Raw genomic sequence first — 22,575 nt, 5'->3', positions numbered from 1 at the left:
ATTTGGGAGGATGTGGCCGTCTTTTTTCGATGAAGTGTCTGATATTCAAAAAAAGGGGAATGACGTGACACTGGACCTCTCCAAGTTTGCTGCCGAAAAAGGCATCAAATATTTCATGATCAGTTATACCGATCTCTTTGGTGGCCAGCGCGCCAAGCTGGTTCCTGCAGAAGCGATTGCCGATATGCAGAAGGGCGGCGCCGGATTTGCCGGTTTCGCCACATGGTTCGATCTGACGCCCGCCCATCCCGATCTCTTCGCAGTGCCGGACGCCTCCTCGGTCATCCAGCTTCCCTGGAAAAAGGATGTGGCCTGGGTTGCTGCCGATTGCGTCATGGAAGACCAGCCTGTGGAACAGGCGCCGCGCGTCGTTTTGAAAAAGCTCATCGCGGAAGCGGCCGGGCAAGGGCTGCGGGTCAAAACCGGCGTGGAACCGGAATTTTTCCTCATTTCGCCGGACGGCGCGAAAATCTCCGATGAGTACGACACGGCGGAAAAGCCCTGCTACGACCAGCAGGCAGTAATGCGTCGTTACGATGTGATTGCGGAAATATGCGACTACATGTTGGAGTTGGGCTGGAAACCCTACCAGAACGACCATGAGGACGCGAACGGCCAGTTCGAGATGAACTGGGAATATGACGATGCGCTCCAGACGGCGGATAAACATTCCTTCTTCAAGTTCATGGTCAAGTCGGTTGCCGAAAAGCACGGGCTGCGCGCGACATTCATGCCGAAGCCTTTCAAGGGGCTGACCGGCAACGGCTGCCACGCCCATATTTCGGTCTGGGACCTGGACGGCGAGGTCAACGCTTTTGCCGACAAGGCAATGCCTTTCGGGCTCTCCGCAAAGGGCAAGACGTTTCTGGGCGGCATCATGAAACACGCCTCCGCTCTTGCGGCCGTCACCAATCCGACGGTTAATTCCTACAAGCGCATCAACGCGCCGCGGACCATCTCGGGCGCGACCTGGGCGCCGAACACGGTGACCTGGACCGGGAACAACCGCACCCACATGGTTCGCGTGCCAGGGCCGGGGCGTTTCGAACTGCGTCTGCCGGATGGAGCCGTGAACCCCTATCTGCTCCAGGCCATCATCATTGCGGCCGGTCTGTCGGGTGTCCGCTCACAGGCCGATCCCGGTCCGCATCACGATATAGACATGTATCGCGAAGGTCATACCGTGACGAATGCGCCGAAACTGCCGCTCAATCTTCTCGATGCGCTGCGCGAATACGAGAAGGACGAGGAACTGCAGCAGGCATTGGGCATGGAGTTCTCAAAGGCCTATCTCAAGCTCAAGCAGGGCGAGTGGAACGCTTATTGCGCGCAATTCACTGCCTGGGAGCACCAGACAACGCTCGACGTTTGAGTTCGGGTTTCCCCGCCGCCCTCGCGGCTTTTCCCCGCGCTCATCAGACAGCGCGGGGTTTTTCCAATATCGATGACAGAGAGAGTGCCGGATGACGAACTTCGTCCTGACCGTAACCTGCAAGTCCACCCGAGGCATCGTCGCTGCCCTTTCAGGCTTTCTCGCTGAAAAAGGCTGCAACATCGTCGATAGTTCGCAGTTTGATGATCTCGGCACTGGCCGTTTCTTCATGCGCGTGGGCTTCATTTCCGAAGAGGGAGCAAAGCGTGACGACTTGATGGCTGGACTGATGCCGATCTCGCAGAAATTCGGCATGGAAGTGGCGCTTCATGACCAGTCCGAGCGAATGAAAGTCCTGCTGATGGTCTCGCGCTTCGGCCATTGTCTGAACGATCTGCTTTACCGTTGGCGCATCGGGGCCTTGCCGATCGATATTGTCGGTGTCGTCTCCAACCATTTCGATTACCAGAAAGTGGTGGTCAATCATGATATTCCCTTCCACCACATTCCGGTGACGAAGGAAAACAAGCCACAGGCTGAAGCCCGGATCATGGATATTGCCGAAAGCACCGGAACCGAACTGATCGTGCTTGCGCGTTATATGCAGGTGCTTTCCGACCGGATGTGCGAGACGATGTCGGGGAAGATCATCAACATCCACCATTCTTTCCTGCCGTCCTTCAAGGGCGCCAACCCTTACAAGCAGGCCTATCAGCGCGGCGTGAAGCTGATCGGTGCAACGGCCCACTATGTCACCGCCGATCTCGACGAAGGTCCGATTATCGAGCAGGATATTGTGCGTATTACCCATGCCCAGAGCGCGGAGGATTATGTTTCGCTCGGCCGGGATGTCGAGGCGCAGGTTCTGGCACGCGCCATCCATGCCCATATCCACCACCGTACCTTCATCAACGGCAACCGCACCGTGGTCTTCCCGCCAAGCCCGGGCAGCTATGCATCGGAACGGATGGGGTGACGCGGCATTGCGACAAGCTGGTCGCGCGCTGTTGCCATAAACATGCTGCGCGGCTAAATAAGTTGGTACGCCATAATATAAAGAGCCAGAACCTATTTTCACGCTCGGTGGGCGGAAGCGGGATGTGCCAAACGAGGTGATACCATGACCGGTGCTTTGCAGGGAACTGCCATTCGCGTTGAGCGTCCGACCAAGACGCTGAGGGAGCTTGCGCTCGACAAGGTGCGCGACGCCATCGTGAACGGTTACTTCCGTCCGGGAGACCGCCTTGTGGAGCGCGATCTCTGCGCCCAGCTGGGCGTTTCCCGCACCATCGTGCGCGAAGTCCTGCGGCATCTGGAGTCCGAGGGGCTGGTGGCGAATTTGCCGAACAAGGGGCCGATGGTTGCGCTACTCGATCTCGCCGAGGCCAAGCAGATTTACGAAATCCGCGGTGCGCTGGAGGGAATGGCGGCTCGCCTTTGTGCGGAGCGTCGCGATCCCGCCATTGTCGAGGCGCTTGAGGCTTCGCTCGAGCATATTCGCGAAAGTTACGTTGCCAAGGATATGCCCGGTGTTCTCGCGCATACCTCGTCTTTTTATCATACGCTGTTCAGCAAGATCGACCGGCATGTCGCCTGGGGCGTCGTCAATTTGCTGACGGTGCGGATCAACCATCTTCGCTCCATGACGATCAAGACGAAAAGCCGCGATACCGAAGGTCCGGCGCAGATGAAAAAGATCGTCGATGCGATCCGGAAAGGTGACGGGGACGCCGCTTACAAAGCCGCTCTCGATCATGTCACCAGCGCATGCGCTATCGCCGAAGCCGTTCTCACCGCGCAAAAAACGGCTGACTGACGGCTTTTTGGCGCTCCGTTCTGCTTGTCTTGCGGTTGCCCAGTTGGCGGCCGCAGGCTCTTGGTTTTTTGATTTTATGGTTGTTTTACAATAATTTAGAAAAACAAATGACCGCTTATTGACAGGGCAATCCGTTTGGTGTGATGGTATGCCATAATAAATAATATAAAGAGCGGAGCTTAATATGAACTGGAATCCGATTTCCCGGAAATGCATAGCCGTGCGCGCCAAAACCTCTCTGGCGGGCTTTGTCATCAGTCTTCTTGCCGGTGCGGCCGTTGCACAGGACTGCACGCCGAAAATATCCAACGATCACCTCATCAAGCCCGGCCATCTCGTGATGGCGACCAGCCCGACATTGCCGCCCATGGCCTATGCCGACCAACAGGGTGTGCTCAAAGGCCTTCGTATCGAGTTGGGTTATGAAATCGCCAAGCGCCTCTGCTTGAAGCCCGAATATATCAGCACGGAATATGCCACCATGGTGCCGGGCCTGCAGGGCGGCCGCTGGGACATGATCAATGCTGGCCTGTTCGTGACGGCGGAGCGGCGCAAGATCCTGTTCATGATCCCCTATGAGAGTCTCGCCATCAGCATTTCAACGGCCGTCGGTGCATCCGAGCCCATCACCAAGGTGGACGATCTGGCCGGCAAGGCTGTCAGCACCGATATCGGTGGCTATGCCGAGCGCAAGATCAAGGAATTGAACGAGGACTTCAAGAAACGCGGTCTTGCGCCGATGACCATCAACCTGTTCGACAATTACGCGACCGTCTATCAGGCGCTGCGGGCAGGTCAGGTTCAGGCCGCGGTCTCCATCGATCCTGTCGCCAAGCAATACCAGGATCGCGGCGAGTTCACGCATGCACTTTCCGGCATGTACCCTACGCCCGGTTCGCTTTCCTTTGGAAGCAAGGACGTCGCCAGTGCCGTCTCTGCTGCTCTCAAGGAAATGAGGGCCGATGGTTCGCTTGAAAAGCTGATGGGTGGTTATGGCGTGAGCATCGCGCCCGGCGATCTCGCCGTTCTTGGTCCAGAAGGCTGAAATCTCCTCCATCTGAACTGTCAGCGCGGCGGGAGAGTTCTCGCCGCGACCATTCCCGCATGAATTGGAGAAAGACGTGAAGGGTTGGAACTGGGAAGGTTTCTTCGAATATCTGACGAATTATTATCTTTTCGAGGGGGCGATGGTGACGCTCGGCCTCACGGTTTTTGCCATGACGGCGGGTCTTGCGCTGGGCTTCGTCATTGCGGTGATGCGCATGTCGAAATACCGGTTCCTCTCCGGACCGGCCTATTTCTACACCTGGATATTTCGTGGCACGCCGCTGCTGGTGCAGCTCATCATCATCTATACCGGCCTGCCGCAGCTCGGCATCAAGCTGACGGTTCTGCAGTCCACCCTGATCGGCCTGTCGCTCTGCGAGGCCGCTTATCTGTCGGAAATCGTCCGGGCAGGTATTGCCGCGGTTCCCAAAGGCCAGATCAATGCGGCGCGCGCCATCGGCATGACCGAGGCGCAGGTGATGCGCTACATAGTTGCGCCGCAGGCCTTCCGCATCATCATTCCGCCGCTTGGCAATTCCGTCAATGGCGTGCTGAAGACAACGTCGATCGCCTCCATCATTTCCATGGAGGAGCTGTTGCGCCGCACGCAGGTTCTTATCCAGGAAAAGTTCCTCGTTCTGGAGCTCTTCATGGTTGCGGCCCTTTATTACCTCGCCATGACGACCGCCTGGGAACTCATCCAGCGCCGTATCGAGAAACGATTCGGCAAGGCCTACGGCCCAATGTCGGCTGACGTACACTAGGGAGAAGTCCGATGTCTCAAGCAACCAGCATGATCGAACTTCAATCCGTCAACAAATGGTACGGTCCGACCTTTCAGGTTCTGACCAATTGCAGCCTGAATGTAGCCAAGGGCGAAGTCGTCGTGATCTGCGGTCCGTCCGGTTCGGGCAAGTCGACGCTGATCAAATGCGTCAATGCGCTGGAGACGATCGGCAACGGCATCATCACCGTCAACGGGGTTGAGGTGACCAACCCCAAGACCGATATGCCGAAGCTGCGTTCCAAAGTGGGCATGGTGTTCCAGCATTTCGAACTTTTCCCGCATATGACGATCCTCGAAAATCTGTGCATCGGGCAGGAGAAGGTTCTCGGCCGCTCCCCTGCGGAGGCGCTGGTCAAAGCCAACGCCCTTCTGGAGCGGGTGGGGCTTACCGCGCATGCGAGGAAATATCCCGGTCAACTTTCCGGCGGTCAGCAGCAGCGCGTCGCAATCGCCCGCGCGCTGGCGATGGATCCGGTCGCCATGCTTTTTGACGAGCCTACATCGGCGCTTGATCCGGAAATGATCAACGAGGTGCTCGACGTCATGGTCTCGCTTGCGCAGGAAGGCATGACGATGATGGTGGTGACGCATGAAATGGGGTTTGCCCGCAAGGTGGCGGACCGCATCGTCTTCATGGATGGCGGCGAGATCGTCGAGATCGGCGAGGGTGACAGCTTCTTCACCAATCCGAAGACGGATCGCGCACGCTCGTTCCTGTCGAAAATCCTGGCGCATTGACGCCACGGTGACCGGAGCGGGATGGCGAAATCCCGCTTCAGATCGTGTGCCTTAGGCCGTTCCGAACAACGCAGAATGATATTGGCGGAGAACCGCAATGATAAACCGTGTCCTGATGCCTCGCGAAATGCTCATCGGCGGTGGCAGCCGTTTCCGATTGCCGTCACTGTTGAAATCTCTGGGGGTGAAGCGCCCTCTGCTCGTCTGCGATCCAGTCATGCAGAAACTCGGCCATGCGGATGCGCTTTTGCAGGCGCTTGGCGGCGAGGGTATCGATGCCGCCATTTTTGCGGATGTCGTAGAAGATCCAACGGATATATCCATCGCCACACTGGTGAAACGCGTTTCCGGGGGAGGCCATGATGGTCTCGTCGCACTCGGCGGCGGTAGCGCCATGGATACGGCGAAAGCAGGCGCCATCGTTGCAACCAGTGGCGAAGAGCTGCGGGCGCTGAAAGTTCCAAGGATCGTGGATTTTGCCGTCATGCCGGTAATTGCCATACCCACAACCGCAGGAACCGGATCGGAAGTAACACGCGCCGCCGTCGTGACGGATACGGCTGCCAGCGAAAAAATGCTCATCCTCGGCACTGCCGCTTTGCCCGTTGCGGCCATCATCGATTACGAGCTGACGCTGACCTGCCCTTACCGCGTCACGGTCGATACCGGCATAGATGCGCTGACCCATGCGCTGGAAGCGCTGGTCAACCGCAACGGTAATGCCCATTCCGAGGCGTTGGCGCTGTCCGCGCTGAAACTGATCGGGGCAAATCTCGAAAAAGTCGCGAACGACCCGCAAAACCGGGAAGCACGCGAAGCGATGATGCTCGGGGCGACGCATGCGGGTCTTGCCGTTTCCAACACATCCACAGCGTTGATCCACGGCCTCAGCCGGCCGGTTGGTGCCTTTTTCCACGTTCCGCACGGCATGTCGAATGCGATGGTGCTGCCGTTGGTCACACAATTTTCGTTGAATTCCGCTCTACCGCAATATGCCGCCGCCGCCCGCGCACTTGGTTGCGCCAGTTCGACGGACAGTGACCAGATTGCAGGCGCAAAGATGGTGGAGGCTTTCATCGGCCTGAACAGGCGGTTGAAGGTGCCGACCCCGCAGGAATTCGGTATCGACAAAACCCGCTATCTCGATCTTTTGCCGGAAATGGTGCGGCAAGGCCTCGCCTCCGGCACACCGGCAAATAACCCACGGGTTCCGACGGCAGCGGAAATGACGCGCCTTTACGAACTGGCCTTTGACGGCCGCATGGAAGGCCCTTGAGCCATAACATCCTGTAAGAATTGTCATTTTTCGCAACTTCAAGCCACAGATTTCCGCCACTTGACACCTGCATATTATGGCATACCATAAGATATCATATTTATCGGAGAGAACGCCTATGCCCATCCAGATCCGTAAGACCCTGTTGCAGGTCGAAACAACGTTGATTGAAGGAGGCAAGGCCGCAGCGACACCTTTGAAGCTGTTCACCGCCATCGCGGTCGTAAAAAATCCCTGGGCTGGAAAAGGCTTCGTGGATGATCTCAAACCGGAAATCCACGCCGGTGCGCCGGTGCTGGGCGAACTCCTGACGAAGATGATCCTTGATGCCGTGGGTTCCGGCGAAGCGGTGGAGGCCTATGGCAAGGCGGCCGTCGTCGGGCTGGATGGTGAGATCGAACATGCCTCCGCGCTCATTCACACGTTGCGTTTCGGCAATCACTATCGTCAGGCTGTGGGTGCCAAGTCCTATCTCGCCTTCTGCAATACGCGTGGTCCCGGCAATGCGCCGATCATGATCCCCTTAATGGACAAGAACGATGAAGGCCGCCGTTCGCACTACCTGACTATCCAGACCTCCGTTCCCGATGCTCCGGCTGCCGACGAGATCGTCGTCGCGCTCGGTGCTTCAGTCGGCGGCAGGCCTCATCACCGCATCGGCGACCGGTATCAGGATCTGAAGGATCTCGGTCAGGATGTTGCCAACCCGGCGGGCGTTTGAGGGTGATGCAAATGCAGGAGGCCGCCACCACGTCACGGGTCAATGCTGCAAAGGCAGGTGCTGCTGTGCTCCCTCGCAAGGTGACCGAGGGCGGGGCGGCCTATTTCGAGGCAGGCGCCGGTGAAGACCTGATCCTCATCCACGGCGTGGGAATGCGGCTGGAAGCCTGGAAGCCGCAGATCGAAATCTTTTCAAAGACGCACCGTGTCATCGCGGTAGATATGCCGGGGCATGGCGGCAGTGAACGCCTGCCAGCGGGCAGCTCGCTCAAGGATTTTGTCGGCTGGTTCGGCCGGTTTCTTGACGATATGCGGATCGCGCGTGCCAATGTGGCCGGGCACTCCATGGGTGCGCTGATTTCCGGCGGTGCCGCTGCAACCTTTGGAGATCGAATTGCGCGCGTTGGTTATCTTAACGGCGTCTACCGCCGTGATCCGGCCGCGAAGGCTGCGGTTCTTGCACGCGCGGCTGCCATCCGGACCACCGGCGTGGACAAGGAAGGCCCTTTGTTACGCTGGTTCGGCGACGATCCAAAGAGCCAGCAGGCGCGGGAGTTGACGCGGGGCTGGCTGGAAATGGTCGATCCCGAAGGTTACGCGGTTGCCTATACCGCATTTGCGGGCGGCGACGAGACCTATGCGGATCGGTGGCCCTCGGTCATCTGCCCGGCTCTTTTCCTGACGGGTTCGGACGACCCCAATTCGACGCCGTTGATGGCCGAGCAGATGGCGGCGATCACACCGCGCGGTTACGCCCGCGTCGTTGAGGCGCACCGGCATATGGTCAACCTGACCGCACCTGAAACTGTCAATGCAATGATGGCCGAATGGCTGGCTTTAGAGGAGGAGCCGCAATGACTGTTGCAACCCTTGATCCGCGCGCTTTGCGCGATGCATTCGGCGCTTTCGTTACGGGAGTAACAATCGTGACCACCCGGGACGATGCAGGAAAGCCCATCGGTTTTACCGCCAACTCCTTCACCTCGGTTTCGCTCGATCCGCCGTTGCTGCTGATCTGCCTTGCCCGTAGCTCGCGCAATTTCGCGACGATGACGGGCACCAAAAACTTCGCGGTCAATATTCTGTCGGAAAGCCAGAAGGACCTCTCCAACACCTTCGCCCGGCCGGTCGAAGACCGTTTCGCCACCGCTAGCTGGTTGGATGCGCCGAAGGGCTCCCCGGTCTTTGCAGACGTCGCGGCCTGGTTCGAATGTTCGATGCAGGAGGTTATCGAGGCCGGCGATCATGTCATTCTGCTCGGCCGTATCGAGGCTTTCGACAATAGCGGCCTGAACGGTCTCGGTTATGCGCGCGGCGGCTATTTCACGCCGATGCTGGCTGCAAAGGCGGTATCGGCAGCGGCAGAGGGMGATATCGTCGTGGGCGCCGTTCTGGAACGGCGCGGCGAGATTTACCTCGTTGGCGACGACGTGCTGTCGCTTCCCGGCTGTGTCGTGGCAAGCGGCGATCCGGTCGCGGCGCTGACATCACGTCTCGAAGACCTGACGGGTCTCTCCGTCAAAACGGGATTTCTCTACTCGGTTTATGAGAACAAGACGGACGGGCGCCAACACATCGTCTATCACGCGCTTGCCGATGGCGATGAAGCGCCGCGCGAGGGCCGTTTTCTGTTGCCCGGCGCGCTGGCTTCGGCAAAATTCGACTCCGGCGCTACGGCGGATATCGTCAATCGTTTCGTGCTGGAAAGCTCGATCGGCAATTTCGGTGTTTATGTCGGGAACGAGACCGCCGGCAAGGTTCATCCCATCTCCATGAAGGGGCCAAAACCATGAAATTCTCCCTCTTCGTTCATATGGAGCGGCTGGACGCCTCCCAGGACCACAAGACACTCTACGAGGAGTTCGTGACACTATGCGAGATCGCCGATCGTGGTGGCATGCATGCCATCTGGACCGGCGAACATCACGGCATGGATTTCACCATAGCGCCCAACCCCTTTGTAACGATCGCCGATCTGGCGCGGCGTACGAAGACGGCACGCCTGGGTACGGGAACGGTGATCGCGCCTTTCTGGCACCCGATCAAGCTTGCCGGCGAAGCGGCGATGGCGGATCTGATCTGTGACGGCCGTCTTGATATCGGCATTGCGCGTGGCGCCTATTCGTTCGAATATGAGCGGCTGCTTCCAGGCCTCGATGCCTGGGGCGCCGGCCAGCGGATGCGCGAGCTTATTCCGGCTGTCAAAGGGGTTTGGGCGGGTGACTACACCCACGACGGCGAATTCTTCAAGTTCCCGGCCACCACATCGGCTCCCAAACCGCTGCAGCAGCCTTTTCCGCCCATTTGGGTGGCGGCGCGTGATCCGAATTCACATGAATTCGCTGTCGCCAATGATTGCAATGTTCAGGTGACGCCGCTCTGGCAAGGCGATGACGAGGTGGAAACCCTGATGGGCCGCTTCAACGATGCCTGCGCGAAAAATCCGGATAAACAGCGGCCGAAAATCATGCTGCTGCGCCACACCTATGTCGGTTCCGGTGAAGCCGACATTGCCCAGGCGGCCCATGAGATGAGCGTCTATTACAACTACTTCTTTGCATGGTTCAAAAACGAAAAGCCCGTTCATCAAGGGCTGATCGAGCGTATTGCGCCGGAGGAGATTGTTGCAAACGCCATGCTTTCCGGTGATGTCATGCGCAAGAACAACGTTGTCGGCGATGCCGATGAAGTCATTACCCGGCTTAAGGCCTACGAGGCCATGGGCTACGACGAATATTCCTTCTGGATCGATACCGGCATGAGCTTCGAGCGCAAGAAGGCCTCGCTGGAACGCTTCCTTTCCGATGTCATGCCGGCTTTCAAGGAGTAAGATGATGCGCCGTTTCCAATGTTACATCGATGGGCGCTTCGAGGATGGTGAGGCGAGCTTTTCGAGCCTCGACCCGGCAACCGGTGAACCTTGGGCAGAAATGCCGGAAAGCCGCGAAGCGGATATTAGCCGCGCCGTAGAGGCCGCGCATCGGGCACTTTATGACGATGCCGCCTGGTCGAAACTGACGGCGACGCAACGCGGCAAGCTGCTCTATCGGCTTGCCGATCTGGTTGCCGAAAATGCAAAGACGCTTGCCGAACTCGAAACCCGTGACACCGGTAAGATCATCCGCGAGACCTCGGCGCAGATTGCCTATGTCGCGGACTATTATCGCTATTATGCGGGCTTGGCTGACAAGATCGAGGGCGCTTACCTGCCGATCGACAAGCCGGACATGGATGTCTGGCTGCGGCGCGAGCCCGTGGGTGTGGTGGCCGCGATCGTCCCGTGGAACAGCCAGCTTTTTCTGGCAGCCGTTAAAATCGGCCCGGCGCTCGCTGCCGGCTGCACAATCGTCATCAAGGCCTCGGAAGATGGACCGGCGCCGCTTCTGGAATTCGCCCGGCTGGTGCAGGAGGCTGGTTTTCCTGCCGGCGTCGTCAATATAGTCACTGGTTTCGGTGCGTCCTGCGGCACGGCACTCACCACGCACCCGAAGGTGGCCCATATCGCCTTTACCGGCGGGCCGGAAACGGCGCGTCACATCGTTCGCAACTCGGCCGAAAATCTTGCCTCCACGTCGCTCGAACTCGGCGGCAAATCGCCAATCCTCGTCTTTGCCGACGCCGATCTCGAAAGCGCCGCCAATGCGCAGGTCGCGGGAATTTTCGCGGCGACCGGTCAGAGCTGTGTTGCCGGATCACGGCTGATTGTCGAGAGAAGCGTGAAGGATCGCTTCCTCGGGATTTTGAAGGCGAAGGCCGAAGCGATCCGCATCGGCTCGCCGCTGGACATGGCAACGGAAGTGGGGCCGCTCGCGACCGAGCGGCAGCGCAAGCATATTGTCTCTCTGGTCTCTGCTTCCGAAAAAGCCGGTGCGAAGGTGGTGACGGGCGGTGTGGCGGTGGATGGCGCTGGTTATTTCTACCCTCCGACCATTCTCGATTGTGACGGCATTCGTTCGCCGTCCATGGAAAGGGAGTTCTTCGGCCCGGTTCTTTCGGTTGTTTCCTTCGAAACCGAGGCGGAAGCGATCGCTTTGGCCAATGACACGGTCTATGGCCTCGCCTCGGGCGTCTTCACGCAGAACCTGACGCGCGCCCATCGGCTGATGAAGGCGATCCGTGCCGGTGTGGTTTGGGTGAACACCTATCGCGCCGTCTCACCGATTGCGCCTTTCGGGGGTTTCGGTCTTTCCGGTGATGGTCGCGAAGGCGGGCTTGCGGCAGCGCTCGATTACACGCGCACGAAGACCATATGGCTTAGAACCTCCGATGACCCGATCCCCGATCCATTCGTGATGCGGTGACGCGATGTTTTACGAGATCCGCACCTACCGGCTGAAGAACGGCGCCATTCCGGCCTACCTTGGGGTTGTCGAAGAGGAAGGCATCGAAATCCAGAAAAGCCATCTGGGCGAGCTGGTGGGTTACTTCTTTTCCGAGATCGGGCCGATCAATGAAATTGTCCACATCTGGGCCTTTTCCAGCCTGGATGACCGCGAAGAACGGCGTGGGCGGCTCCTGGCCGATCCACGCTGGTTGTCTTTCCTGCCTAAGATCCGCGACCTCATTGAAGTCGCCGAAAACAAGATCATGAAGCCGGCGCCTTTTTCACCGCTGAAGTGAATCTGCCGGCCGCGAAGTGCATGCCAACAACAAGCTCTAAAACGGAGTAAGGGAACATGAGATCGAAACTGGTATTGATGACATGCGCAGCAATTTTCGCCCTGGGCGCATCCGCACAGGCGAATGATCTGGTTTTTTCCAGCTGGGGAGGAACCACGCAGGACGCGCAGAACGCGGCCTGGGCCGAAAAATTCATGGTGGCGACCGGCATCAACGTGCTTCAGGATGGCCCGACGGACTATGGCAAGCTGAAAGCCATGGTCGAGGCGAACGGCGTGACATGGGATGTGGTCGACGTGGAGGGCGACTACGCCGCGCAGGCCGGGCCGAAGGGCCTGCTGGAGAAGCTTGATTTCGCCGTCATCGACAAAACGAAGCTCGACCCTCGTTTCGTCACTGATTACTCCGTCGGAAGCTTCTATTATTCCTTCGTCATCGGCTGCAATGTCGATGCTGTAGCCGCCTGCCCCAAGAGCTGGGCCGACCTTTTCGATACGGCAAAGTTCCCCGGCAAGCGCACCTTTTACAAGTGGTCCGCACCGGGTGTGATCGAAGCAGCCCTGCTGGCCGATGGGGTTGCTGCCGACAAGCTATACCCGCTTGATCTCGATCGCGCCTTCAAGAAGCTGGATACGATCAAATCCGATATCATCTGGTGGTCTGGCGGCGCGCAATCGCAGCAGTTGATCGCTTCTGCGGAGGCGCCCTTCGGCAGTGTCTGGAACGGCCGCATGACAGCGCTTGAGAAAAGCGGTGTGAAGGTGGAGACCTCCTGGGAGCAGAACATCACGGCAGCGGATTCCCTCGTGGTTCCCAAGGGAACGAAGAACAAGGACGCGGCGATGAAGTTCATCGCTCTTGCGACCTCCGCGCAGGCGCAGGCGGATATGGCGTCTGCCACGGGTTATGCTCCGGTCAATGTCGAATCCGCAAAGCTGATGGATCCGGAAACGGCAAAGACCCTGCCCGACCAGCAGACAGCGAGCCAGGTCAATGCCGACATGAACTACTGGGCGCAACATCGCGACGAGATCGGTGAGCGCTGGTACGCCTGGCAGGCCAAGTAAGGCAACGGCGCGGGCAGCCAAAAGCGCCCGCGCAAATTTTCACCTCCGGGGAGGTTTGGGCATGGTCTCGCTTACCGATGAAACAGAAAGCCCGAAGACGAAGGTGCGGATGCCCTTCCGGCCCGGCAATTTTGCCGCCACCCTGCCGGCATTCGTTCTGCTTGCCCTGTTCTTCGTCGTGCCGGTTATCATCCTGCTGTCGCGCAGCGTTACCGAGCCGGTGCCGGGCTTTGGCAATTACGCCGCATTGCTGGGCAGCTCCACCTACCTGAAGATTTTCTTCAATACATTCGCGGTCTCGGCGCTGGTCACGCTCGTAACGCTGGTCATCGGTTTTCCTGTCGCGTGGGCGCTTGCCATCATGCCGTCGCGGCTTGCCTCCGTCGTTTTCGCAATTTTGCTTCTGTCCATGTGGACCAACCTTCTGGCACGCACCTATGCCTGGATGGTGCTGTTGCAGCGGACGGGTGTCGTCAACAAGACGCTGATGGGCCTTGGCATCATCGACAAGCCGCTTGCACTGGTCAACAACCTGACCGGCGTCACGATCGGCATGACCTATATCATGCTGCCATTCATCATCATTCCGCTCTATGGCGTCATCCGCAAGATCGATCCGGCCATTCTCCAGGCGGCGGCGCTGTGCGGTGCAACCCGCTTTCAGGCGCTGACCCGCGTTCTCATTCCACTTGCCGCTCCGGGTATGATCTCCGGCGCGCTGATGGTGTTCGTCATGTCGCTTGGCTATTTCGTCACCCCGGCGCTGCTGGGCGGCACGGCGAACATGATGCTGGCCGAGCTTATCGCGCAATTCGTGCAGTCTCTCGTCAACTGGGGCATGGGCGGGGCAGCGGCGCTGGTGCTTCTGGTGGTGACGCTGACGCTTTACGCAATCCAGCTGAAATTCTTCGGCGCGGCCGGGGCAGGGGGGCGCTGACATGCTTTTGAACTACAACAGCCTTGGCGCATGGAAGTGGCTGCTCCTTTTCATCACCGTGCTGACAGCGGCATTCCTTATCCTGCCGATTGTCTTCATCGCCGCTTTGTCCTTCGGCTCGTCGCAATGGCTGATCTTTCCGCCGCCCGGCTGGACGCTGAAATGGTATGCGGATTTCTTTGCCGATCCGAGGTGGCTGGATGCTGCCTGGACAAGCCTGCGTATCGCCGTGATGGTCACAGTCCTGTCGGTGTTGATCGGCCTCGTGGCCTCCTTCGGCCTGGTGCGGGGGCGTTTCATCGGGCGCGAGGGTCTGCGGGCTTTGTTCATGACGCCGATGATCCTGCCTGTCGTGGTGCTGGCGGTGGCGCTTTATGCTTTTTTCCTGAAGCTCGGCCTTGCGGGCACCACCACGGGCTTTGTCATTGCCCATCTTGTCGTGGCGCTGCCTTTCTCCATTCTGGCGTTGACCAGCGCGCTCGAGGGTTTCGATAAATCGATCGAAGACGCTGCAGTGCTATGCGGCGCGAGCCCGCTGCAGGCCAAAATCCGCATCACCTTGCCGGCCATCAGCCACGGCCTGTTCTCAGCCGCGATCTTTTCCTTCCTCACTTCCTGGGATGAGGTGGTGCTGGCGATCTTCATGGCAAGTCCAACGTTGCAGACGCTGCCGGTGAAAATCTGGGCGACGCTGCGGCAGGATCTGACGCCGGTGATCGCCGCTGCATCGACGCTTCTCATCGCGGTGACCATCATTCTCATGCTGCTTGTCGCAGCTGTGCGAAAAGGATTGAAAACATGACCAAACCGCTCCTGCAAATTCGCGGCATCGCCAAGCAATACGGACCGGTCGTCGCCGTTAAGGATGTCAATCTCGAGGTGCAGCCGGGCGAGTTCATGACGTTTCTCGGACCATCCGGTTCGGGCAAGAGCACGACGCTCTACATTCTGGCCGGTTTCGAACAGCCGACGGCGGGCGACATTCTGCTGAACGGCGAAAGTCTGCTCTCCACGCCGTCGCACAAGCGCAATATCGGCATGGTCTTCCAGCGTTACACGCTGTTTCCGCATCTGTCTGTTGGCGAGAATATCGCCTTTCCGCTGAAAGTGCGCCGAAAGAGCAAGGCGGAAATCGATGCGAAGGTGAAGGAGATGCTGAGGCTCGTTCGTCTCGAAGGTTTCGAGGACAGAAAGCCTGCGCAGATGTCGGGCGGCCAGCAGCAGCGCGTGGCCTTGGCAAGGGCGCTCGCTTATGATCCGCCGGTTCTTCTGATGGACGAGCCGCTTTCGGCGCTCGACAAGAAGCTCAGGGAAGAGATCCAGTTCGAAATCCGTCGCATCCACCAGCAGACGGAAGTAACGATCCTTTACGTCACCCACGATCAGGAAGAGGCCTTGCGTCTTTCCGACCGGATCGCGGTGTTTTCAAAAGGCGTGATTGACCAGATCGGTACGGGGCCGGAGCTTTACGCTCACCCCACCACCCGCTTCGTGGCCGAATTCATCGGTGACAGCGACTTCATCGCCTGCGATCTCCTCGCCGCCTCGGGCGGCATGGCGACGGTTTCGCTCGGGCAGAATATCGTCTTTGATCAAATTCCGGTTCATGGCGAAGCTGCGCCGGGAAAAAAGGCGGCGCTGATGCTGCGTCCGGAGCGTTTACAGCTCAGCCGCAACAGGCCCGGCTCTTACGCCGGTTTTCAGGCCACCGTCAGCGATATCACCTTCCTTGGCAACAACGTCCATGTCGTCGCCCATACAGGTTCGGGAGAGCCCTTTGCCGTGCGTCTGCCATTTGGCCATGAGGCGATTTCGGGCCTCAACCGTGGTGATCTCGTGCATCTGGCCTTTGATCCCGCGTCGGCGCAGGTTTTCTGTTGAGGGTCGGAAATATGCATCTTAATGATCCCATGCTCGTCGGCGAGCACGGGAGAACATCTCTACCGGCAATGCGCGCCGACCATCAAGAAACTGGGACTGGAACTTGGCGGCAATGCGCCCTTCATCGTCGACGACGCCGATCTCGATGCGGTCGTGGAGGGAGCGCCGATTTTCCCAGAAGTTGGAGCCGCAGACAAAACCGTTGCATTTCAATGAGCCATCATGCCCCAGGCAAGTGAACCTAGGGCAAAAAGCCCGAATAAGACAAGGATCACTCCGGACAGGCGGGAAACCCAGCGGGCAAAGGTGGTGGGAAGGCGCTGCCGGGCAAATGCAACGCCGCCGCTCAACATGAACCACCACAATAAAGACCCTAGAAAAACGCCCGCGACCACAAAAAACGCGCTCGTCGCTCCCGATGCGTCAGCAAGGCCGAGACCCGCGAAAATTGCTGCAAAGGACAGAATCGTCATGGGGTTGGTGATCGTCAGGAAAAAGGTCGCGGTGATGGTGCCGAGCAGATCGCGCGCTCCAACCTTGGCCGCTTCTGCCAGAGGTTTGGGCCTCAGGCTTTTCCAGCCGAGCCACAGCATGAAAAGGCCGCCAACGATTTTGAGCGGCGTATCGATTGTCGCAAGGGTCGCCGCGAAAGCGGAAAAGCCGAGCGCTGCGAGGCTGGCATACACGGCATCCGCCAGGGCAGTCCCAAGGCCACCTGCCACTCCCGCCCAGAACCCGCGCTCAAGGGTCCGGTTGATGCAGAGGGCGCCGATGGGGCCGAGCGGGGCTGCGACCGCAAGGCCCAGCACAATGCTTTTCAAAACGAGCATCAGTTCCATCAGTCCACGCTTTCCTTCGGCATAAATGGTCCCGGCACGACAGAAGACAGGGCGATGATCGTTTCGGTACGGGCAAGGAACCCGTTCTGTTTCATTGTCGCCAGAAAGGTTTCGATCTCCGCCAGCGACCCGACGTGAACTTTGACGAGGTAGGACCACTGCCCGGTCACATGGTGACATTCCGCAATAGCGGACTGCGACGCCGCATAGACACGAAACGCGGCCTCGTCCGCATCCGGCGCCAACGCGATCCACACGAAGGCGATCACGGGCAAATCGAATGCGGATGGATCGGCATCAACGGTGATGCGACGGATCGCCCCGCTGGCCGTCAGGCGTCGGATGCGCTCGTTCACGGCCGAAGCGGAAAGCTCCACGACATTTCCGATATCAGCCAGAGAGCGGCGGGCGTCTTCTGCAAGAAGACTGATGATTTTGCGGTCTGTTGAATCCATTTCCGCAGATAATCATGTTTATTATGATAATGAAAGATATTATGCGGAATTTTAGTGAATCGAGCGCAAGCCTTGAGCCGGGGCCAAGATTCCCCTGCAGCTTCGCCATGCATGTAATCTTGGCGGAAGCTTATGCTGTTTCAGCGATTACGGTCGCACTATCCATGCTTCCGGCAGCGATTCCTGCAAGGCTTGGCGGATGATCGTGGCAAGATGGGCGCTGATTGGATTTTCGTCTTTTCCGGAGCGAAGAAGGCTGAGCCCCAGCGACGGGAGTTGCGGCAAACCGTTGGTAACTGGATCGAGAACCCGTACGGCAGGCGGCCGGCCGAACGGTGTGCGAAGTGCGATGCCAAGGCCTGCGGCTGTCGCAGCCCACAACCCGCCGAGGCTTGGGCTGACGAATGCAATGCGCCAGGCGATACGCTGTTGATCAAGGTGGTTGCAGGCAATGCTACGTAAAAGGCACGGCGCTTCCAAGACTGCAAGTGGCAGCGGCTCTTTCCCGCCGGTCTGCCAGACAGTTTCTGCTTCCTCCGCGCCCAGCCAGCACAGTGGCATGGATGCAACCGTTTCAGCTGGCGAAGCCGTGTCGTCGTTCCAGGCCAAGGCGAGGTCAAGATGGCCGGACTCGACCTTCTCCCGCAATTCGCTATTGCGAGCGATGCGCCCTTCGATCCGAACCTGTGGATGGGCGCGTGCGAAACGGCCCAGCACCTGCGGCAACACGGTTTCTCCGAAATCCTCCTGAATCCCGAGGCGGATCCAGCCTGCGAGTTCCGGCCCGCGAACGGCGCTGATCGCCTCGTCATTCAGGCTCAATAAGCGGCGGGCATAGGACAGCAGCACTTCGCCGCTCTCGGTCAGCGCCAGCCCCCGCCCGGATTTGCGCACCAGAGCGGTTTCGGCCTGGTCCTCCAGCTTCTTAAGTTGTGCGCTGACCGCAGAGGTCGAACGCCCTAGTCTGTCTGCGGCCTGCGCGAACGACCCGGTCTCGATGCCAATCACGAAACTGCGGAGCGCGTCCAGATCCAGATGGGTAAGGCGCAAGTTAAATGTCCCTAAAATCAGGACGTAATATCCTGAATAATTTGATTTTCAGGATGATGATGTCGTTTCATAGTGTGGCTGTCAATCCTCTTGAACGGAGCGCATTCATGCCTTTCACCCGAATATCTCTGCTTGCGGGCAAATCCGCCGACTATCTCAAGGCGGTTTCCGACAGTCTCGACCGCGCGCTTGTCGACTGCTTTGACGTTCCGGAAAACGACCGCTTCGCTGCAATCCACCAGCACCAACCGGGCGAACTGATCTTCGACCGAACATATCGCGGCGGCCCTCGGTCGGATGATTTCATTTTCTTTCATATCACCACCGGCAAGACGCGATCGCCGGAAACCAAGGCGCGCTTCTATGCGAGGCTCGTCGAAAACCTGGCGGTGTCGCCCGGTGTGAGGCCGGAGGATGTGATGGTCGCCATCGTCAACTCGACGTTTGATGACTGGTCCTTTGCATCAGGCGTTTCAGCAGGCACACCAGCGGATGGGAGTGGCCGATGACCGATTTTTTCGAGATGCAACCGGCCTGTCCATCCACCATGAGCGTGCGTCGAGCCGGTGACGGAATAGTTGCGGCACCTGAGGGTATCTCCAGCGGGGCCTTCCTCGTCCAGATGCTGTTATCGAGCCGGATCGATGGCGAGATGACGGCAATGCGCGCTTTTGTGCCGCCGGGGGTCGTGACCCATTGGCACAGTCATCCGCGCGGCCAGCTTCTCTTCGTGCTGGATGGCATCGGTCTCGTCCAACGCAAGGGTGACGATCCGCGTGAAGTCCGTGCCGGAGATGCGGTGTGGTTTGCGCCCGGCGAAGCCCATTGGCATGGCGCCGCGCCGTCCTGTCCCTTCAGCTATCTCAGCGTCCAGCCGGTCAGGAGTGGAACTGCCATCCACTGGATGGAACCTGTCAAAAAAGAGGAGAGCACGTCATGATCGCCATGCAATACAGCTTCACGCTGCCTGCCGGCTACGACATGGCGATCATAGACCGGCGCATAAGGGAGAAGGGGCCGCTGCTCGATGGCTTTCCACGCCTGCGCTTCAAGGCCTATCTTTCGGCGAGAAAGCAGGATGCCGGCTTCACCAGTGCTGAAAATCTCTACGCGCCGTTCTATCTCTGGGATGAGCCAGAAGGGATAGACAGCTTCTTGTCCGGTCCAGGTTTTGCGGTTCTGACACGGGACTTCGGCTGGCCGTCGGTGCAGACGTGGCTGGTCTGGCACGCCGACCACGTACCTGATCTTACAGCTTCGCGATATGCCACACGGGAGGCTCGGTCCATAGCGCCCCATTCTGATCTGGCCAAGCTGCGCGATACTGCGACCGCGGACGCGCGTTCAGCAATCAGGGCCGGCGCGCTCGCGGCCATAGCCGCATTCGATCCAACAAAATGGCTGCTGCTACAGTTCAACCTCTGGCCGACAGTGCCGGCCGTTACTGAAACAATGCAAACCTACACTGTTGGCCACGTCTCATTGGGGTCGGTTCTGCATTTAGCGGAATGATACCTCACGCACCGGCTCAAGGGGTATTGCGTCGTTCCAGCTCTCGTCTATCGCGGTTGCTTTTCTGCCTCACGTAGCGAAATCAGCCGTTTGGTGGATTCGTCCCACAGAATGAGCTTTACGCAGCCCAGGCTGTCGCGAAGGCTGATGCGACCAAGTTTCGCAAGCTCCGGGTAGTCGTGCAGAATCTCTGGCAACCTGTAAAAAGGTACCTTGCTCGACAAATGGTGGACATGGTGCATGCCGATATTGCCGGTGATCCAACGCAGCGGACCCGGCAGATCGTAATACGAGGCGCCATGCATCGCCGCATGGGGAAAAGTCCATTCCGGAGGCTTGGACCAGTGGGTTTCTTCAAACTGGTGCTGGACATAAAACAGCCAGACACCTGCTGACCCGGCAAGCAGCACTATTGGCAGATGAACCAACAGAAAAGGCACGAGCCCTATCGCCCAGATGAGAAGAATGGCCAATACGGCCACACCGGCATTTGTTGCCATTGTCGAAATCCAGGGCAACGCTCCAGACCGCATCATGCCAAACGGTAGCCTTTGTTTGAACAGAAACAGGAAAGCAGGACCGATGCCGAACATCACCAGCGGATGCCTGTACAAGCGATAACCGAGTTTTCCGCGCGGGGAGAGCGCACGATATTCGTTCACGGTCAGAGTTGTAATGTCGCCAACCCCTCGCTCATCGAGATTGCCGGCTGACGCATGGTGTTCCGCATGCGCGCGGCGCCAATAGTCGTAGGGCGTCAGCGTCAGGATACCGATTGCGCGACCCGTCCAGTCATCCCAGCGACGGCGCCCGAAAAAAGAGCCGTGTCCGCAATCGTGTTGCAGTATGAAGAGCCTCAACAGGAATCCGGCTGCGGGGATCACCAGAAGCAGGCCAAGCCAGTAACCAAAATGAATCGATACCGACGCTGCTGCCCAAAGGAATACAAAGGGAACAAGCGTCACGGCAAGTTCGTACAGGCTGCGGCCGGTGCGGGGTTTGCGATAATTCGAAAGTATTTTAAGCAGGGCCTTTTCACTCGCGCCGCCAGGTAATTGGGCTGTTAACGTCGCGGTCATGGTTGATAGCAATCCTTCTGGTCGCCTGCATTTCGAAAAAAGTGTTCACCGCGCTGGCGGTCGTTTTCTGGAATAGCCCGATCTCGAGCCAACACGCGTTGCCGCGGCGGTTCCGTGCTCTGCTCGGCGCGGGCATTCACTGTTTTGTTCATAAATGTTCGAGCTGTAAGCTCGCTCCTGAAATCTGAAACGGTTAATTAAGTCGATCTGCTCGGCGAGGATCTCGCACAACTCTGCGCGGCTGGAACCTGTTCTGTCTAACTGTACCGGCGCTGTTTGCACAGAGGGGCAGGGTGACCTCAAATTGATTGAAGGGTACTAGAATTTAATCGGCACTGGCATTCTCTCGCAGGAGCACAGCTCGACTCGGCAACTAAAATCGCTGAAAAGTTGGAGTGTTGAGCGGGTCTCGGCAACAGGATGGCAATTACTCGTTCAAATACGAGCAATATGCTCGAGGCAACAGACCCTTACCGCAGCATTGTGGCTGTATCGCGCCCGACATGTAAGGTTTCTTGCGATGTATCAGATCGCAGCATCAGGGGTCATCGACTGGCAGGAGAGTGCCCCTTATGCCAGCAGCCCGCGCATGATCAGTTCGAGATGAATCTTCAGAACGACCTGCTTGTCCAGACTGCGCCGATCGTCGAAAATCAACCGGAAAACCAATGTTCCGACTATGGGTGACATGACGACCTTGGCCAGTTCGGTGGGGTTGGCTCTAAACCTTTTTTTCGCCACGCCCTCTTCGAGGATCGTATTGATCCGCTCGAATACCGGCGCCATCACCACGTCATGGTGCTGGTCGATGAGATCGGGGAATTTTGCTCCTTCCGCAACGATGAAGCGAAACAGTTCCCGCATCTTTCTATTGTCGACGAGGGCGTCGAACAGGAATTCAAGAAGCATCCGAAGCTCCTCGACGGGATCATCCGACGTGCGTGCATAAGCCTTGAATGCCTCCTGAAAAGGTGCCGAGGCATGCCTGATCATCGCCTCGAAAAGAGCCTCCTTGGTTTCGAAATAGACGTAGACCGTGCCTTTCGTCACTCCCACCCGCTCGGCAATGTCCTCCACCCGCGTGGCCGTAAATCCTCTCTTGGTGAATTCCTCGAATGCGGCGTCGAGAATTTCCAACGGACGTTGTATCTTCTGTTCTGCGCGTGTCAGTTTTGCTTTTGCCATAACCCCGGATCCCTACGTATTGTTTCGGCACTTGCCTTTTTACCCGTCGCAATCGACGGAAATGACAGGTGGTTTGCCTATAGCACCGGCGTAAAAACCGGAATCGATTTTTACAAGACGTGGTGCGTGGTTCAATATGTCGGCACATCCCCCGATGCGTCCGAGAGGACGCGCCGGGCAATTCGTAATGATCA

The 22,575-nt window shown here is 58.3% G+C and carries 25 protein-coding genes and 1 pseudogene; 21 read left to right on the top strand and 5 right to left on the bottom strand.

Annotation, left to right across the window (positions count from 1 at the left end):
- Positions 1-64: 64 nt before the first annotated feature.
- The 18 genes and pseudogenes from glnT to AC1DCP_RS15910 form a co-directional block, all read left to right on the top strand.
- Complete coding sequence (gene glnT / locus AC1DCP_RS15995; protein WP_065688023.1) at positions 65-1,372, top strand: type III glutamate--ammonia ligase; 1,308 nt, start codon at positions 65-67, stop codon at positions 1,370-1,372.
- Positions 1,373-1,463: 91 nt separating this feature from the next.
- On the top strand, positions 1,464-2,348 hold the full coding sequence (gene purU, locus AC1DCP_RS15990; RefSeq protein ID WP_003511505.1) for a formyltetrahydrofolate deformylase: 885 nt from the start codon (positions 1,464-1,466) through the stop codon (positions 2,346-2,348).
- Between the two features lie 144 nt (positions 2,349-2,492).
- The gene (locus AC1DCP_RS15985) at positions 2,493-3,188 is read left to right on the top strand and encodes a GntR family transcriptional regulator (RefSeq protein WP_003511504.1); all 696 of its coding nucleotides are present in this window, start codon (positions 2,493-2,495) and stop codon (positions 3,186-3,188) included.
- A gap of 184 nt (positions 3,189-3,372) precedes the next feature.
- Positions 3,373-4,233, top strand: coding sequence for a transporter substrate-binding domain-containing protein (locus AC1DCP_RS15980; RefSeq protein ID WP_019564957.1), 861 nt, complete (start codon positions 3,373-3,375; stop codon positions 4,231-4,233).
- A 76-nt stretch (positions 4,234-4,309) separates the two neighbouring features.
- Positions 4,310-4,999: an amino acid ABC transporter permease gene (locus AC1DCP_RS15975; RefSeq protein WP_003511502.1), complete on the top strand. Its 690-nt coding sequence runs from the start codon at positions 4,310-4,312 to the stop codon at positions 4,997-4,999.
- Between the two features lie 29 nt (positions 5,000-5,028).
- Entirely contained in the window at positions 5,029-5,760 is a 732-nt protein-coding gene (locus tag AC1DCP_RS15970; RefSeq protein ID WP_112959608.1) for an amino acid ABC transporter ATP-binding protein, read from the top strand.
- 97 nt (positions 5,761-5,857) lie between these two features.
- Positions 5,858-7,036, top strand: a complete 1,179-nt coding sequence (locus tag AC1DCP_RS15965; protein WP_003511500.1) for an iron-containing alcohol dehydrogenase — start codon at positions 5,858-5,860, stop codon at positions 7,034-7,036.
- A gap of 118 nt (positions 7,037-7,154) precedes the next feature.
- The gene (locus AC1DCP_RS15960; RefSeq protein ID WP_003511499.1) at positions 7,155-7,757 is read left to right on the top strand and encodes an amino acid synthesis family protein; all 603 of its coding nucleotides are present in this window, start codon (positions 7,155-7,157) and stop codon (positions 7,755-7,757) included.
- 11 nt (positions 7,758-7,768) lie between these two features.
- The gene (locus AC1DCP_RS15955; RefSeq protein WP_035199722.1) at positions 7,769-8,614 is read left to right on the top strand and encodes an alpha/beta fold hydrolase; all 846 of its coding nucleotides are present in this window, start codon (positions 7,769-7,771) and stop codon (positions 8,612-8,614) included.
- Entirely contained in the window at positions 8,611-9,549 is a 939-nt protein-coding gene (locus AC1DCP_RS15950) for a flavin reductase family protein (protein ID WP_111788904.1), read from the top strand. The genes AC1DCP_RS15955 and AC1DCP_RS15950 overlap by 4 nt, the downstream gene beginning before the upstream one ends.
- Positions 9,546-10,586, top strand: a complete 1,041-nt coding sequence (locus AC1DCP_RS15945) for an LLM class flavin-dependent oxidoreductase (protein ID WP_421418513.1) — start codon at positions 9,546-9,548, stop codon at positions 10,584-10,586. The genes AC1DCP_RS15950 and AC1DCP_RS15945 overlap by 4 nt, the downstream gene beginning before the upstream one ends.
- A gap of 4 nt (positions 10,587-10,590) precedes the next feature.
- On the top strand, positions 10,591-12,057 hold the full coding sequence (locus AC1DCP_RS15940) for an aldehyde dehydrogenase (protein ID WP_003511495.1): 1,467 nt from the start codon (positions 10,591-10,593) through the stop codon (positions 12,055-12,057).
- A gap of 4 nt (positions 12,058-12,061) precedes the next feature.
- Positions 12,062-12,376 carry an NIPSNAP family protein gene (locus tag AC1DCP_RS15935; protein WP_476774429.1) on the top strand — a complete coding sequence of 105 codons (315 nt, stop codon included), beginning with the start codon at positions 12,062-12,064 and terminating at the stop codon, positions 12,374-12,376.
- Positions 12,377-12,432: 56 nt separating this feature from the next.
- A complete protein-coding gene (locus AC1DCP_RS15930) occupies positions 12,433-13,443 on the top strand; it encodes an ABC transporter substrate-binding protein (protein ID WP_476774428.1) in 1,011 nt (336 codons plus the stop codon).
- Between the two features lie 109 nt (positions 13,444-13,552).
- The gene (locus AC1DCP_RS15925) at positions 13,553-14,380 is read left to right on the top strand and encodes an ABC transporter permease (protein ID WP_419458307.1); all 828 of its coding nucleotides are present in this window, start codon (positions 13,553-13,555) and stop codon (positions 14,378-14,380) included.
- Position 14,381: 1 nt separating this feature from the next.
- Positions 14,382-15,182 carry an ABC transporter permease gene (locus tag AC1DCP_RS15920; protein WP_013761889.1) on the top strand — a complete coding sequence of 267 codons (801 nt, stop codon included), beginning with the start codon at positions 14,382-14,384 and terminating at the stop codon, positions 15,180-15,182.
- Positions 15,179-16,261: an ABC transporter ATP-binding protein gene (locus AC1DCP_RS15915; RefSeq protein ID WP_476774427.1), complete on the top strand. Its 1,083-nt coding sequence runs from the start codon at positions 15,179-15,181 to the stop codon at positions 16,259-16,261. Before AC1DCP_RS15920 ends, AC1DCP_RS15915 begins: the two co-directional genes overlap by 4 nt.
- Positions 16,262-16,297: 36 nt before the next feature.
- Positions 16,298-16,432 (top strand): annotated as a pseudogene (locus AC1DCP_RS15910) (aldehyde dehydrogenase family protein); the annotation flags it as partial.
- A gap of 38 nt (positions 16,433-16,470) precedes the next feature.
- On the opposite strand, the gene AC1DCP_RS15905 reads toward AC1DCP_RS15910, so the two are convergent.
- From AC1DCP_RS15905 to AC1DCP_RS15895, 3 genes are all read right to left on the bottom strand, one after another.
- Positions 16,471-17,100, bottom strand: coding sequence for a LysE family translocator (locus AC1DCP_RS15905; protein WP_003511488.1), 630 nt, complete (start codon positions 17,098-17,100; stop codon positions 16,471-16,473).
- Complete coding sequence (locus AC1DCP_RS15900) at positions 17,100-17,555, bottom strand: Lrp/AsnC family transcriptional regulator (protein WP_013761886.1); 456 nt, start codon at positions 17,553-17,555, stop codon at positions 17,100-17,102. Before AC1DCP_RS15900 ends, AC1DCP_RS15905 begins: the two co-directional genes overlap by 1 nt.
- Positions 17,556-17,702: 147 nt before the next feature.
- Positions 17,703-18,605 carry a LysR substrate-binding domain-containing protein gene (locus tag AC1DCP_RS15895; protein ID WP_476774426.1) on the bottom strand — a complete coding sequence of 301 codons (903 nt, stop codon included), beginning with the start codon at positions 18,603-18,605 and terminating at the stop codon, positions 17,703-17,705.
- Between the two features lie 107 nt (positions 18,606-18,712).
- Between AC1DCP_RS15895 and AC1DCP_RS15890 the strand changes: the two genes are divergently transcribed.
- From AC1DCP_RS15890 to AC1DCP_RS15880, 3 genes are read left to right on the top strand one after another with little or no spacing between them, the layout of a single operon-like run.
- The gene (locus AC1DCP_RS15890) at positions 18,713-19,114 is read left to right on the top strand and encodes a tautomerase family protein (protein ID WP_111795509.1); all 402 of its coding nucleotides are present in this window, start codon (positions 18,713-18,715) and stop codon (positions 19,112-19,114) included.
- The gene (locus tag AC1DCP_RS15885; protein WP_476774425.1) at positions 19,111-19,545 is read left to right on the top strand and encodes a cupin domain-containing protein; all 435 of its coding nucleotides are present in this window, start codon (positions 19,111-19,113) and stop codon (positions 19,543-19,545) included. The genes AC1DCP_RS15890 and AC1DCP_RS15885 overlap by 4 nt, the downstream gene beginning before the upstream one ends.
- The gene (locus AC1DCP_RS15880; protein WP_035199704.1) at positions 19,542-20,117 is read left to right on the top strand and encodes a DUF4865 family protein; all 576 of its coding nucleotides are present in this window, start codon (positions 19,542-19,544) and stop codon (positions 20,115-20,117) included. The genes AC1DCP_RS15885 and AC1DCP_RS15880 overlap by 4 nt, the downstream gene beginning before the upstream one ends.
- Positions 20,118-20,164: 47 nt before the next feature.
- Here AC1DCP_RS15880 and AC1DCP_RS15875 read toward each other — a convergent pair whose 3' ends face one another.
- Together AC1DCP_RS15875 and AC1DCP_RS15870 are read right to left on the bottom strand one after the other, a co-directional pair.
- Positions 20,165-21,196: a fatty acid desaturase gene (locus tag AC1DCP_RS15875; protein WP_476774424.1), complete on the bottom strand. Its 1,032-nt coding sequence runs from the start codon at positions 21,194-21,196 to the stop codon at positions 20,165-20,167.
- A 570-nt stretch (positions 21,197-21,766) separates the two neighbouring features.
- Entirely contained in the window at positions 21,767-22,381 is a 615-nt protein-coding gene (locus AC1DCP_RS15870; protein ID WP_019564940.1) for a TetR/AcrR family transcriptional regulator, read from the bottom strand.
- Positions 22,382-22,575: the final 194 nt, after the last annotated feature.

The organism is Agrobacterium sp. 10T429, from assembly GCF_056393925.1.
Note: the sequence above shows the minus strand (reverse complement) of the source record. Positions and strands in the feature narration are given on the sequence as shown.